The 14,146-nt window shown below is 64.6% G+C and carries 12 protein-coding genes; 4 read left to right on the forward strand and 8 right to left on the reverse strand.

Annotation, left to right across the window (positions count from 1 at the left end; translation table 11 throughout):
• Positions 1-157: 157 nt before the first annotated feature.
• The gene (locus ACRVY7_RS08160; RefSeq protein ID WP_431816683.1) at positions 158-1,012 is read right to left on the reverse strand and encodes an endonuclease domain-containing protein; all 855 of its coding nucleotides are present in this window, start codon (positions 1,010-1,012) and stop codon (positions 158-160) included.
• 282 nt (positions 1,013-1,294) lie between these two features.
• Between ACRVY7_RS08160 and ACRVY7_RS08165 the strand changes: the two genes are divergently transcribed.
• On the forward strand, positions 1,295-1,885 hold the full coding sequence (locus ACRVY7_RS08165; RefSeq protein ID WP_431816684.1) for a YdcF family protein: 591 nt from the start codon (positions 1,295-1,297) through the stop codon (positions 1,883-1,885).
• 83 nt (positions 1,886-1,968) lie between these two features.
• Here the strand turns inward: ACRVY7_RS08165 and ACRVY7_RS08170 are convergent, their stop codons facing one another.
• From ACRVY7_RS08170 to ACRVY7_RS08180, 3 genes are all read right to left on the reverse strand, one after another.
• A complete protein-coding gene (locus ACRVY7_RS08170) occupies positions 1,969-3,132 on the reverse strand; it encodes an acyl-CoA dehydrogenase (protein ID WP_049700780.1) in 1,164 nt (387 codons plus the stop codon).
• 122 nt (positions 3,133-3,254) lie between these two features.
• The gene (locus ACRVY7_RS08175; protein ID WP_431816685.1) at positions 3,255-4,364 is read right to left on the reverse strand and encodes a GGDEF domain-containing protein; all 1,110 of its coding nucleotides are present in this window, start codon (positions 4,362-4,364) and stop codon (positions 3,255-3,257) included.
• A gap of 158 nt (positions 4,365-4,522) precedes the next feature.
• Entirely contained in the window at positions 4,523-5,212 is a 690-nt protein-coding gene (locus ACRVY7_RS08180; RefSeq protein ID WP_431816686.1) for a TetR/AcrR family transcriptional regulator, read from the reverse strand.
• An 80-nt stretch (positions 5,213-5,292) separates the two neighbouring features.
• Between ACRVY7_RS08180 and ACRVY7_RS08185 the strand changes: the two genes are divergently transcribed.
• Complete coding sequence (locus ACRVY7_RS08185; protein ID WP_431816687.1) at positions 5,293-5,976, forward strand: hypothetical protein; 684 nt, start codon at positions 5,293-5,295, stop codon at positions 5,974-5,976.
• A 13-nt stretch (positions 5,977-5,989) separates the two neighbouring features.
• Here the strand turns inward: ACRVY7_RS08185 and ACRVY7_RS08190 are convergent, their stop codons facing one another.
• Positions 5,990-7,675 (reverse strand): AMP-binding protein, encoded by a 1,686-nt coding sequence (locus ACRVY7_RS08190; RefSeq protein ID WP_414652038.1) that lies wholly within the window; start codon positions 7,673-7,675, stop codon positions 5,990-5,992.
• Between the two features lie 217 nt (positions 7,676-7,892).
• Between ACRVY7_RS08190 and ACRVY7_RS08195 the strand changes: the two genes are divergently transcribed.
• Both ACRVY7_RS08195 and ACRVY7_RS08200 read left to right on the forward strand, forming a co-directional pair.
• Entirely contained in the window at positions 7,893-9,464 is a 1,572-nt protein-coding gene (locus ACRVY7_RS08195; protein ID WP_431816688.1) for a hypothetical protein, read from the forward strand.
• A 57-nt stretch (positions 9,465-9,521) separates the two neighbouring features.
• Positions 9,522-11,573, forward strand: a complete 2,052-nt coding sequence (locus ACRVY7_RS08200) for an acyl-CoA dehydrogenase family protein (protein ID WP_431816689.1) — start codon at positions 9,522-9,524, stop codon at positions 11,571-11,573.
• 16 nt (positions 11,574-11,589) lie between these two features.
• Here the strand turns inward: ACRVY7_RS08200 and ACRVY7_RS08205 are convergent, their stop codons facing one another.
• From ACRVY7_RS08205 to ACRVY7_RS08215, 3 genes are read right to left on the reverse strand one after another with little or no spacing between them, the layout of a single operon-like run.
• Positions 11,590-12,276, reverse strand: a complete 687-nt coding sequence (locus ACRVY7_RS08205; protein ID WP_431816690.1) for a hypothetical protein — start codon at positions 12,274-12,276, stop codon at positions 11,590-11,592.
• Complete coding sequence (locus ACRVY7_RS08210; protein WP_082937907.1) at positions 12,273-12,842, reverse strand: hypothetical protein; 570 nt, start codon at positions 12,840-12,842, stop codon at positions 12,273-12,275. Before ACRVY7_RS08210 ends, ACRVY7_RS08205 begins: the two co-directional genes overlap by 4 nt.
• The gene (locus ACRVY7_RS08215) at positions 12,829-13,863 is read right to left on the reverse strand and encodes a DUF998 domain-containing protein (RefSeq protein ID WP_431816691.1); all 1,035 of its coding nucleotides are present in this window, start codon (positions 13,861-13,863) and stop codon (positions 12,829-12,831) included. Before ACRVY7_RS08215 ends, ACRVY7_RS08210 begins: the two co-directional genes overlap by 14 nt.
• Positions 13,864-14,146 lie beyond the last annotated feature (283 nt).

The following is a 14,146-nucleotide window of genomic DNA, read 5'->3' on the forward strand; positions in this document are numbered from 1 at the left end:
GCGGCTCGTCGTGCCGACTGGGCGCCTCTGACCGTCGACTGGGCGCTCGAGAGCGTCGACCGGGCGCTCGAGAGCGTCGAGTGGGCGCCTCGTTGTGCCGACTGGGCGCTCGAGCGCGTCGACCGGGCGCCTCGTCGTGCCGACTGGGCGCTCCGGTCTAGTCGAAATACGCACCTCGCCGATGAAGCGCCTGTCGGATCTCAGCTAGAACGGCGTACGGGTTGTCGCGGAGCTTGGCCTTGTCGACGTAGATCATCAGCCATCCGTCGTCGTGCAGCCGTGCGCGACGTTCGGCGTCGCGAACCTGCTGACCAGGCCTGGTGTGGTACTCGCCGTCGTACTCGATGCCGATCTTGAGTGCCTCGTATCCCATGTCGATGCGCGCGTAGATCTCCCCTGTTCCGTCGCGGACCTCGATCTGGAGGTCGGGCGCCGGTAGTCCGCCCTCCAGAATGGTCAAGAGCAGCCATGCCTCGGTGGGCGACTCGATTCGGCTGTCGATCAGCGGTATCAGTCGCCGCAGTTGCACCACGTTGCGCCTGCCCTTCTGCGTAGCTGTGTACTTATCCAGCGCGGCGACGTCGAGGTCGGTAGCGCGTGCCAGGGCGTCGAGGTACCCGAGCGCGCGTGACGCGAACCGAATGCGGCCGATGTCGAAGGCCGTCCTGATCACGCTCGTGACCTTGATGCCGTCGATGGTCACGATGTCTGCAGGGTCGAGGTCGAGGCGATTAGTGACGGATCCTTTTGCGGGTCGGCCGGAGCAGCTCATGCCGCGGATCAGTTCGATGGTGAAATCCTCGTCGTACCACACACTTCCGTGCATGATCAGCGCTGCCATGCCCGCGACCACGACGTCGCCCTGAGCCTGCCGCGCAACGGCGACGATTCGTTGTCGAGCCGTCATGAGCGTCGACTTGGCTATGTAGCCGCTGCCACGAAGTCGACGGAACGTCGAGTCGAACTCGCTGGCGCTGATACCGGTGACGCTGAGCGTTGCCCTGCGCTTCACGACCTCAGGCGAATCTACGGGTGATGCATCAAATGGAGTCATGGTGCTTGGACGCAGCGATAGTGCGAATAGATCCATCCGATTTCCGGCGCGTCCAAGTCGACGCCCCCGGCTACGCCCACTCGACACTCCCGACTGCCTAGTCGACGCTCTCGAGCGCCCAGTCGGCACGACGCAACGCCCAGTCGACACGCCCAACCGCAACGTTACATTCGTGAGAATTGTTGCTGAAGTGATCCCTGTGGCCTTTAGCGCGCACAACCTTCTCCGTACGATGGCCGCATGCGTCTACGAACAGATCTCCGACTGCGTAGCGCCGCGGTGCTGCTGGCCCTGACGACAGCTCTCGCGGGCGGCGTGGTCGCCGCTTCTCCTGCCCACGCCGACATCAACGCGGGCAGCGTCGATCTCGGCAGCTCAGACCTGTTGAGCGCCAACAGTGTGTTCCTGTGGCAGAGTCCGCCGACTCGATACATCGTGGTGCTCGGCGCAAAGCAGGGTGTGTTGGGGCAGCCGCCCGCGATCCTGCAGCAGCGCATGAATGTCGGTGCCCGGCTTGCGCGCACCCATCCGTTCAACCGTGTGATCGTGTCCGGCGGCGACACCTGGTGGCTGCCGGTGTCCGAAGCGCAGTTCATGAACATCGGCCTGATCCATCGCGGGGTCCCGATGTGGCAGATGGTGAACGAGTCGGCGTCGACCTCGACAGTCCAGAACGCCGAGTTCACTGTCCGCATGCTCAAGTCGCTGGGCGCCACCGGAGCGGTGGTCGTCACCAATAACTTCCACATGCCGCGCGCGATGAAGAACTTCCGCGACGCCGCCAAGGCACAGCGCGCCAACCTGCTGTTCCAACCGGCCTACGCAGGCTGAGTCACACCGATACGACGACGCCCCGCTCGGTTCGCGAGCGGGGCGTCGTCGTTGATTCTGTTGTAGCCGAACGAGATTGGAGGTCAGCGCAGCAGCGCGCGGCTCATCACGACTCGCTGGATCTGGTTGGTGCCCTCGTAGATCTGCGTGATCTTGGCGTCGCGCATCATGCGCTCGACCGGGAAGTCGCGCGTGTAGCCCGCGCCGCCGAACAGCTGCACGGCGTCGGTGGTGACCTGCATCGCGACGTCGGAGGCAAAGCACTTCGACGCCGAGCTGATGAAGCCGAGGTTCTTCTCACCGCGCTCGGCGCGAGCGGCCGAGGTGTAGACCATCAGGCGCGCTGCCATGATGTTCATCGCCATGTCGGCGATCATGAACTCGACGCCCTGGAACGTGCTGATCGGGCGGTCGAACTGGCGACGCTGCTTTGTGTATTCGATGGCCTGGTCGAGTGCACCCTGTGCGATGCCCACGGCTTGCGCGCCGATCGTCGGGCGGGTGTGGTCGAGGGTTTCGAGTGCCGTCTTGAAGCCGGTACCCGGCTCGCCGATGATGCGGTCGGCCGGGATGGTGCAGTCCTCGAAGTACAGCTCCGCGGTGGGCGAACCCTTGATGCCCAGCTTCTTTTCAAGCGGCCCGACCGTGAAACCCGGATCGTCCTTGTGCACCATGAACGCCGAGATTCCGTGAGCACCCATGTCGGGGTCAGTGACCGCCATGACGGTGTACCAGGTGGACTTGCCGCCATTGGTGATCCAACACTTGGTGCCGTTGATGACCCAGTTGTCGCCGTCCTTGCGCGCACGCGTCTTCATCGCCGCTGCGTCAGAACCAGCCTCACGCTCCGACAGGGCGTACGACGCCATGGCTTCGCCGGAGGCAATGGAAGGCAGGACCTGCTGCTTGAGCTCTTCCGATCCGTTGAGGATCAGGCCCATCGTGCCGAGCTTGTTCACCGCCGGGATCAGCGAAGCAGAAGCGTCCACTCGGGCCACCTCTTCGATCACGATGCATGCGGCCACCGAGTCGGCGCCCTGGCCCCCGTACTGCTCAGGTACGTGGATCGCGTTGAACCCCGAGGTCGTCAGCGCCTTCAGCGCTTCTTCGGGGAATCGTGAACGCTCGTCTACGTCTGCCGCGTGCGGCTCGATCTCCTTGAGCGCGAGTGCTCGAATCGCCTCGCGGAGCGCGAGATGCTCTTCTGGCAGCTGGAATAGATCGAAATCGGGGTTGGCATACCCCATGAGAGCCTCCTCATTCAGTCAACGATGACATGATTTTAGGATGATGATGCGTTCCCGTGAACGCGACACTGAGTGTCATATTACTCGCCCTACAAGCCCATTGTCGACACTCGGTGCCACCCTTACGTCCATTCGACGCGATCACCGCCCGCGCGCTTCGCGCGGTACATCGCCGCATCCGACGAGCTGAGTGCAGCGCAGAGCACGTCGGCGCTCGACGACACCGTCGATGTCGGCCAGAGTGTCACCAGACACAGCCCGACGCTCGCGCGCACGTCGTACTGCGGCGACGACTGTGCGATCGCTTGCCGTATCAGATCGCCGATCTGCTCCACTCGTGTGAGCGAAGGCTGCGGACATACGACGGCGAACTCTTCTCCGCCGGTCCGAGCCACCAGGGCCCGCGGCGAGACGACGTCCCCGATCGCGCGCACGACGTCGCAAAGAATTCTGTCTCCGGTGCCGTGGCCGAATGTGTCATTGATGCGTTTGAAGTTGTCCAGGTCGATGGCGATGAAGATCGCGCGGCGTTCGACTTCGGTGGAGAGATCGCGAACGAGCAGGTCGAATCGGCGCTCGAGACCCCGCCGATTGAGCGCGCGGGTGAGCGGGTCGTGGTCGGACTCTGCGGCGTCGTCGCGCAAGACGAGTACCGCCACCTGCTGGCCGAACGGAACGGTGACGATCGTGACCGCCGCGATCATGCAGATGAACAGACCGAGCATCGCGTGATGGTCAACGACAACAAGCGCATACAGCACGGAGATGAACACGCCCGCGACAACCAGGATCACCGCCAGATGTCGGACACTGTGGAAGAGCGAGACATACGCGGCCAGTGCCGCATACGCGCATGAGCCGACCAACCCGACGAGCGGCATCCCGATCACGAACAGCGAGATGCCGTACAACATGCACATCGCGTAGACGCGAATGAGAGAGCCCCGACGCGACGGCCAGGACGGAGCGATCAGCCAACTGATCCCGATGATCAGGGCAATCACGTTGTCGGCGACGAGGACCGCTCGTGCGATGGTGGTGTCCGGTCCACCATCGACCGCGAGCAACAGCATTGCGCCGATCGCCACGAGCACAACGCTCAGGCCGACGCAGCCGCGCACAAGTGCGCCCATCCCGCTGGATTTGATCGACGCAACCACGGCGTCGTAACCGTCGGGCGCCATCCACGCCCGACGCAGCGCGTGCGAGTACCGCTGAGTCTGAACACTCACGGAGACTCCTCGAAACTGCTCCCCCGGGTGCCGCGCCACCTACAGCACATGGCAGGCAACGCCGACCACGGACCACATCATGGCACTTCAGCGACCATTTCGTGCTTGAATCACTCGCGACCCGCTCGTATTCATCCGATCAGGTGATCGAAGAAGTGTCAGGTGCCAGAGTCAGGGATCTCCGAGCCGATCTTTTCGCTGACCGCCCGCGAGATTTCGAGTGCCGACGCGCCTGCGGGGAAGGTGATGACAGCTACCTCGGGTCGTCCGCTGGCACCGAGGGCCATCCGAATACGTTCGAGGTCTCGACGCAACCGACCGAGCGTCGCGTCCGCGTCGCCGCGGATCATCGATCGCAGCAGGTAGTTGTGCGCCGAGGTGATCGCTGCGGCGAACGCGACGATGTCGACCGGCGACTCATCGGGTAGCCGACTGCGCAGATACTCTTCGAAAACCCGCTGGTACCGATACGTCGTCACCAACTCGCGCTCGCGCAGAGTCGGCACCTTCGATACGACGTCCATGCGTCGAACCGCCAGGTCACGGGTGTTGTGAAAGTGCGTGAACACCAGCTCGGCCGCTGCGCACACCGCGGTCGGCGGGTCGACGTCGTCGCTGCCGGCGAGTTGCGCGGCCACGTCGGTCAGCAGTTCCTCATGGTCGGCGAAGATCATGTCCTCTTTCGACCGGAACTGTCGAAACAGGGTTCGTCGCGACACACCCGCGGCGGCCGCGATCTGATCGACCGTCGTCGACTCGTAGCCGTTTTCGCTGAACAGACGGATCGACGCCGCGACGACCTGGGTTCGGAGATCGACCGATCCGCCCGCTGTGTCACTCGGTGCCATGGATTCAGTATCGCTGGTGGCCAACCCGTTGTGCCAACGCGCAGCCGTCCGGCGTGTGCGAAAGGAGCACCGATCATCGGATGAACCTCGCGCTCGGTCAGCCGAACGACACCCGGGCCGACGACGGCGTCGACCCGGGTGTTCTCGGCTACATTTTCGACGACCACTCGCCAGTCAGAGGAGATCGCGTGACCGTTCCGTCGTCGCAAGGCCCCGACACTTTGCCGTCAATCCCCCGCTTCGACGCGACGACGCCGCCTCCACCCCCGGGTGTGGTGCGCAGCCAGATGATCGCAGGACCCGACATGTCGTCGCGGGCCGCGAAATCCCTGTTGCTCGGTCTGCGCCGTCAGCTCGTCGTCCAGGCTGCTGTCTTCGGCGGGTTCGGCGTTCTGCTCGTCGTCTTCGGTGCGTTCATGGCGGCAAGCGACGACTCGTCGTCCTCGGTACTGATCTATGGCTGCGCGCTCCTCGTGCTCACGCCCGCGCTGCCGTTCTTTGCCTACCGTCGGATCATCGCCGTGTGGGCGAGATTCGCCCCTGCGGGGACGCCGATGTCGAGTGAGTTCTCGTTCGATCGCCTCACCCTGACGGCGGGCCCGACGACGAACTCAGTGCATGCGTCGGCGATCACCGGAGTCGCACACCTCGGGACCATGTTCGTGGTGAGGACCCGCCAGTTCGCGACACCCGCCATGGTCTTCCCCGAAGAACTCGTACCGCCTGCAGTCGGCGCCGACCTGCTCGCGCGCTACGCGATGTGATCGGCGACGCAGATCAATTCGCGGCGTTCTTGCGTAGCTCGAACTTGAGTACCTTGCCTGTCGACGTGCGCGGCAACTCGTCGGCGAAGATGATATCTCGTGGAATCTTGTAGCCCGCCAACAAAGTTCGCGCATACTCGATCAACTCGTCGGAGCTCAGCGACCGCCCCTCCTTCAGGAGCACATACGCTCTGGCCCGCTCGCCCCACTTCTCGTCGGGGACACCGACGACCGCGACGTCGAGCACTGCGTCGTGGCTGACGAGCGCTTGTTCGACCTCGATCGTCGAGATGTTCTCGCCACCCGAGATGATGATGTCCTTGGCTCGATCGCGGAGCTGAATGTAGCCGTCCTGGTGCATCACGCCGAGGTCGCCGGTGTGAAACCATCCACCCTCGAACGCTTGTCGAGTCGCATCGGGATCTTTGAAGTACCCGGCCATGATGTTGTTGCCGCGCAACACGATCTCACCGATCGTCGAGCCGTCGGCGGGCACGTCGACAAGTGGCACGACGCCGCGCTCGACGACACGCGCCGGTTCTGCCTGAACCATTCCGACACCCTGCAGCGATAGTTTCGCGGCCCTGTCGGCGGGGTCGAGATCGTCCCAGGCTTCCTGGTACTCGCAGATCGTGTACGGGCCATAGCTTTCGGTGAGGCCGTAGACGTGGACGACACCGATGTCGAGCGCCGCAAGCGCTGCGATCACCGTCGGAGACGGAGGTGCGCCCGCCGTGGTGATCCGGAGCGGCGCGTCGAGGCGGTGCGCGCGTGGTGATCCGGCAATCGTGATGAGAACCGTTGGCGCACCGCACAGATTGGTGACACCGAGGTCGTCGATGGCGTCCCACACCGCGTCTGCGCGCACCAGACGTAGACACACATGCATCGCCGACGCAGCGGTGACCGCCCAGGGCGTGCACCACCCGTTGCAGTGGAACATGGGGAGCGTCCACAAATACCTTGTGCTGCCGGTGAATTGGTTGTGGTGCATCTCGCCCAGCGAGTTGAGGTAGGCGCCCCGATGCGTGTACATCACACCCTTGGGCTTGCCCGTCGTCCCCGACGTGTAGTTGATGCTGATGACCCGGTCTTCGTCGTCGACAGTCCACGGGAGCGGCGTCGAATCAAGCTCCTCGGCGCCTGCGAGAAAGTCAGCGTACGAGCGAAGTCCACTGATGCCCGACGATTCGACGTCGCTCGGCGTTGGACCGAACTCGAGGTCGGTGATCTCGACGTACGACGTCACGTCAGGAACCTCGTCGGCGATGGAAGCGACGGTGTGGCGGAACTCGGCGTCGAAGAACAGTGTGGTGACGCCGGCGTGATTGAGGATGTAGACGAGTTCGGGGCCTGCCAGGCGTGAGTTGAGTGCGACAAGAACTCCGCCTGCGAGCGGCACCGCGAAGTGCGCGACGAGCAACTCGGGCACGTTGGGTGCCAGGTAGGCGATCCGCTCACCCGGCCTGATCGTCGACTCGAGGACCCGGGCAAGGCGCTGCACCTCGTCGCCGAACTCCGTGTAGGTCGCCGAACGCGCCCCGTAACGGATGGCGGTGCGATCGCCGAACACCTCGACCGAGCGCTGCAGGAAGCGAAGGGGCGTCATTTCCGAGCGATTGGCGGTCCCGGAGTCGATGCGCCCGAACTCGGCGTCGAGTTGCGCGGTGACAGCGACATCGGTTGTCTGTGACGACACAGTGTTCTCCCTGCTTGGCATCGATGACACGCGGGGTGAGGCCCGCGACGTTGACGTGCTCCTACGATATGGACCACACTCGTGTGCACGCCACCCCCGGAAGGAGGTGGCATCGGGGGTCGCAACGTCGCGGATGCTCACGCCAGGCAGGGCACAACACGACAAACAGTCAATCGCTACTCAAAGCCAGACGGAGTTCCATGGGGGGACGCATCTGATGAAAACCGACGTCGACGCCACAAGCATGTCTCGACGGACCGGCGGGTCGCGACCGGTCACCGCGTTGGGGGCTGCACTTGTCGGAGTCGGCGTCGTCTCGGCGTTGGCGTCGCATACGCCCACTCCCCCCGACGTTCAGGTGCCGACCGTGACCGCCGACAATGGCGTGCGGCTCGCCGGGAACTCCGTGGCGAATATTCCGACGAACCTCCTTCAGACGATCGCCAACATGCCTGCCGTCGAGTACGAGGGCATGAACAAGACGAGTGAAGCGCTCGAGAATTCCAGCAACTGGTGGCTCTACATCCCGACCAACGTCATCGGGTTCGACCAGCAGGACAAGCAGAAGCTCGAAGGCACCACCCTGATGATGGTGCCGATTCCGCTTGTCGCACAGGCGAATTTCGAACAGTGGTGGATCACCATGGCCGCCAACGCGCCCATGACGGAGAACTGCACCGGCATCCCCGGGCCGTGTTCGGACGTCTTCTACTTCGACCAGTACGGGCAGGTGCCCACTTGGCAGTTGGTGTTGGGTTATCGCTTCCCGGAGATCCGCAACACCATCGATCCCAACCACGAGACTTACACCACTCCCGAGGGCAAGGTTGTCGAGATACAGCCGGATTGGTCCGGCAAGTACTACAAGCTCGACCCGTGGGGACCGCAGAAGGCGATCTGGGAAACGCTGACGCAGGACCCGACCGGCTATCGACCCGCGCCCACCGCCGACCAGTGGCTCAAGGCACTCAATCGCCTGGGCAAGGCGTCGTGGATCGGTCTGAACCCCAATGTCGAGGGCACGTATTGCCTTCCCTGCCAGCTCGGCGGGATCAAGGGCGCGCCGGATTCGCTGCCGAAACAGTATCTGTTCGGCAACTACTACTCGTTCTTCGATTTCGGGCAACCACAGACCGAGCACAACTGGGTGTACAACCGGCCCGACTACGACGAGAAGTCACGCCTTGACTACATCGAGGTGCGCAACGGGCAGGACCCGAAGGTCCAGCAGCAATTGCTCGCCGACGCCCGCGCTGCGACCACACCGGAGGCTCTGCGCGAGAGCACCGCGGAGTTCTACAAGAACATGGACGCGGTCGGCAAACAGATCAACGAGAACATCGCGATCAACATCGAGGGCCTGCAGAAGGCATTCGGGGTCACGCTGGAATCCGGACAGGATTTCCTCGATCAGATCGCGGAATCGTTTGGCGCGCAGCCAAAGTCGGCGTCGACTCAACCTCGTGTCGAGGTACGCAGCCAGATCACGATGAGCAGCACGCGTGCCACCCAGGGCTACGACGAGCGCGTGGCTCCCCCGACAGCACCGAACTCGGCCGCGCCGCAGGTTGCTCAGGCCAAGCCGGCAACGCGTCCGGCCCCGACAGACCCGTTCTCGACGCTCCGGACGCAGGTCGCCGATGTCAGCAAGCAGGTGTCCGACGCGGTCGCCCCGCTGTTGCCGTTCGGCCAGCATTCGAGCGCTCACGCGGCGCCGGGCAAACATGCTGCCGTCGACGGTTTCGCAGGCGGAAAGCATCGGGCCGTCGGTGTTCATCGCGCGTCGTAAGCCTGTCCTCGCGGGTATCGACCCCCACGGTCGGAATCGATCCGTAACGTAGAGCTCATGTCGACCCCAACCGAGAGTCCCTCGACGCCAGCAACCGACGACGATCCCAGCATCGACACGCCAGTCGCCGACACCAGCGAACTGTCCGAAGCCGAACGCGGTCTGCTCGTCGACAACCTGCGCTACGTACTCGACGGACGCTGGCGAGCCACCCGAGACGAAGTTCGACGACGCGCCAACCGCGCCGACCTGCTTCCCGATCCGTCGCGAACTCTCGAACAGGCGCGTGCGCGCATCCTTGAGGAGATGCGCGAACTGTCCGACGAAGGATTCGCGGCTGCCGGATTCGGCGCCGACCACGGCGGCACAGGCGACGTCGGGGCGTCGATCACCGCGATCGAGATGCTCGGCTACGCCGACCTGTCCCTGATGGTCAAGGCGGGAGTGCAGTGGGGGCTGTTCGGCGGCGCCGTCGAAAACCTCGGCACCGCAGGGCATCACGAGAAGTACGTCGCCGACACCATCAGCCTCGACCTCCTCGGCTGCTTCGCCATGACCGAGACCGGGCACGGTTCCAACGTGCAGGAACTCGAGACCACCGCGACGTACGACGCAGCCACCAAGGAATTCGTGATCCACTCGCCGACGCCGTCGGCCCGCAAGGATTACATCGGCGGCGCTGCCGAACACGCCCGCATGGCATCGGTTTTCGCGCAGTTGATCACTGCCGGTCCCGGCCAGGAGCCGGAAAGCTATGGCGTGCACTGCTTTGTGGTGCCGATCCGCGACGCCGACGGCAACGACCTTCCCGGCGTGACGACGAGCGACTGCGGCTACAAGGGCGGACTGCCCGGCGTCGACAACGGACGCATCATGTTCGACGAGGTGCGCATACCGAAGGACAATCTCCTCAACCGCTATGCGGACGTCGAGGACGACGGCACGTACTCGTCGCCGATCGAGAACCCCAACCGACGCTTCTTCACCATGCTCGGCACACTCATCCGTGGTCGGATCACGGTAGCGGCCACCGCCGGAGCCGCGTCACGTAAGGCGTTGGCGATCGCCACACGATATGGCTTGGTGCGCAGGCAATTCGACGCCCCGGGCGACGAGGAAGAGATCGTCATCCTCGACTATCTCGGCCACCAGCGAAAGCTGCTGCCGCTCATCGCGAAGTCGTACGCCATCGCATTCGCACAGAACGAGCTCACCGAAGAACTGCACGAAGTCCAGTCCGACACCCCGGCCGAATCGCCCGACGGCTCCGCCGACGATTCCAAGGCGGGTCGCCAGCGCGAGCTCGAAGCCAACGCCGCAGGACTCAAGGCGTACGCGACATGGCACGCATCTCACGCGATCAATGTCGCTCGCGAAGCATGCGGCGGCGCAGGCTATCTCGACGAGAACCAGATCTCGATCATCCGCGGCGACATCGACGTCTTCACCACGTTCGAGGGCGACAACACCGTGCTCACCCAGCTCATCGCCAAGGAAGTGCTTTCGGCCTACGCCGACGACGTCCAAGGCCTGTCGGCAGGCGGTTGGGTGCGGTTCATCGCGTCGATGGCGCGCGACGTCGTCGTCGAGAAAACCGCTGCGCGACAAGTGGTTCAGACGCTCCTGGAGAGTTCGGACGAAGACACCGAGAAGTCGGCGCTGACCAACCGTGGCACGCAGCTTCGACTGTTCCGCAACCGCGAGGACCATCTGGTGCGCACCTGCGCGCAGCGCCTGCGTCGAGCAACCAACGATGACAACGATGCGTTCGAGGTGTTCAACAATGCGCAGGACCATCTGCTCAAGGTCGGGCAGGCTCGCACCGAGCGGATCGTGCTGGAGGCGTTCGTCCAGGCCATCAACGACTGCGATTCGCGCGCCGCGGCCGAGGTGCTCGGCAAGGTGTGCGATCTGTTCGTCTACTCAGCCCTCGAGGCCGACCTCGGCTGGTTCATGATGCATCGCCACATCTCCGTGGAGCGCGCCAAGGCGATTCGACGCGGCGTCAACGAACTCTGCCAAGACCTTCGTCCCCACGCGGCGACACTCGTCGACGCGTTCGGCATCCCCGAGGAACTCATGGGCGCGCCGATGATCGACAACCACTGAGAGGTCGGGGGCTGGGTTAGCTGCTCGGCCCCCGCGGGGACACACCGAGTTGCACCGCGAGGTGCGCCTCGGTGAGTTCCTGCCGGAATCGTTCGACGTCGCGGGCCCACGCCTGGGCGAGCTTGCCGTCGACGAGCTTCACGCCGACGCCCTTGCGCCGTCGCGGAACACCCGCGAGTTCTCCGAGCGCCGGAGCGCTCTCCCACTTCTCGTGTTCGGCGCCATTGTTGGCGGGGTAGATCTTCTCGATGTCGGCGAGCGCCATCAGCAATGTGCCCTGCTGCAGCGTGGTCTCGGTCAGTTCGACGCCGACGTGACGGCGCGCCGCATACACCTGGACGATCGAGAACAGCGTGATGATCGCTCCGAGGACCGAAATCCACAGCCAGTGCACGCGCCCGGGGCCTGCAATGTCCATCGCGAGCACGGCACCCGCGAGCACCGGGCCGATCGCCACGACCCACCAACTTCCGCCCTGCTCGACGAACAACGTCTCGCCACGATCCTCGGGCGCCGGGATCGGGTTCGCGGTTTCCTCGGGCTCGGCGGGTTCTGCGGAGTCGGCGGGTTCTTCGGGCTCGGCAGGTTCTTCAACGTCGGCGGGTTCTTCGGCATCCGCGGCTTCGTCAGCGTCGGCGGCTTCATCGGGCGCTGCGGCTTCTTCGACGTCGTCGTCGCTGGGATCGTCAGCGGCAGAGCTCACGCTCTGTCCCGTTTCCGGTCCTGCTTGTTCCGCGCGGACGCGGCGCCGTTGGCGCCCGATCGATTCTCGGCGGGGCGTGTATTACCGCCCGGCCTGCTCTTGCCGTTCGCGACGCGACCCTTGCCGCCCGACTTACCCTTGCCCGACGTCGACTTCTCCGGGCACTCGGGTGGGCTGCCGGCGTTGAACCACGCGTCGGCTTCCGGCCGGTAGGCGAACAACGATCCCAGGAGTCCGATGACTGCTGCGAGCAGCGTGAACGCCAGGGCTGGATCGCCGAAACTCAGGAACACCAGCATGATCACCACGACCAGCGTCAGCGCCGCCAACGAGGAGCGCCAACGAGCATCCCCGACGTAGGCCTTGCTGCCGAGCAGCACGTACGCCACGCCGACCGCGATCACGATGATCCCGATCCCGATCGGAAGCAGCGTCGGGCCGTCGGCGAAGATGCCTGCCAGGATGTAGACGACCCCGAGCAGTCCCAACAGAACGCCGGACGCTATCCAGCATCGATACGCCCAGGTCACCATCTTCGGGCGTTTACTTGCGTCAGGAAGGGTCACTGCTTTGCTTTCTGTCTGTCGACGGCTCGCTGTGCGGCGTCGACTCGTTCTCGTGGCTGTGGAGACGCGCCTCGACGGATCGGTCCCCCTCTTCGGAAGCGTAGTCGCCGTGGCCCGTTCCCGACGGCGTGCCGACTGTATTCGGATCTTTCTGCAGCGATCCGGTCTGGGGTGTTGCGTTTTGGGGTGACGTGCTCTGGGGTGATGCCGCCTCGGTGGTCGTCGGCGGCTGCCAGCCCCGGAGTCGCGCCTCTTCTTCCCAGGACGTCGGCGTCGGCGAGTTCTGGGGATAGTAGGCGTTGTCGGGATACTGGCCACCGGCCGGAGGCTGGTCGGGTGCTTGTCCGTACGACGGAGGCGCGGCCTGCGGGTATGGCGGTGTCTGCTGGTAGGGCGGTGCTTGAGGGTACGGCGGTGTCTGCTGGTACGGCGGGGCCTGCGGGTACTGGGGTGGGTACGCGGGAGGCGCGGGGTACCCGGGCGGCGTGGTTCGCGGTCGGCGGTAGTCGGCCATCGCGCGGCAGTAGGCGTCGGACTCACGTCTCAGGAGAAGGATGGTCGCGCCGAGCGCGGCGATGCCACCGATGGTCAGAGGGATTCCGGTCCACCAGGGATCGACGCCCCCGATCAGCGAGAAGGCCATGTCGATGAGGACGAAAACTCCCATCGCACCAAGCAGGACCCGCGCCCAGTTGTATCCCTTGCGCACAAACCAGACGAAGGTCAACGAGATCGCGGACAGCACGACCGCCGTGATCACCGTAATGGCGATCAGGAAGCCCGAGGACGTCATGAGGTCTACCTCTGCGCGCGGGGTATCGGCGGGGAGGTCGGACGCTCGCTGGTTCATCATGTCGCGCAGGGTCGGGTACTGCGCGACGGCCGTGACTATCCTGGCGATGACCACGACAATCCACAGCTCACACGCGATTGCCACCGAGTCGGGCAGCTTCGGGCGCTTATTCTGCCCGTCGGGCTGCGCGGACGCGGGGTCGCGACGCGGATCGAGAAAATGCGACATAGCTCCAGCGTAATGAACGCAGCTTGGTGCGCGATGAGGACCTGCAGAGCGCGGCTACGTACACAACTCGGACGCCAGCGCGAGGCCACGACAATAACTTCGATCGCCACCCGCTGACGTCACGATTGTGTACGCACGCCGGACCACCACGGGCGCCGATACCCGACAGCTGCGCGAAGTGGTCTCGACTCGGGACCTCGCTGCGCTCGGGCCCGCTCGACCAGCGGTTGTGGCCGCGCCGTCCAGCCAGCGGGGACGGGCCCAGCGGCCGACGCGTGTGGTC

It is taken from the genome of Gordonia jacobaea (genome assembly GCF_965344965.1).
Classification (GTDB): Bacteria; Actinomycetota; Actinomycetes; order Mycobacteriales; family Mycobacteriaceae; genus Gordonia; species Gordonia jacobaea.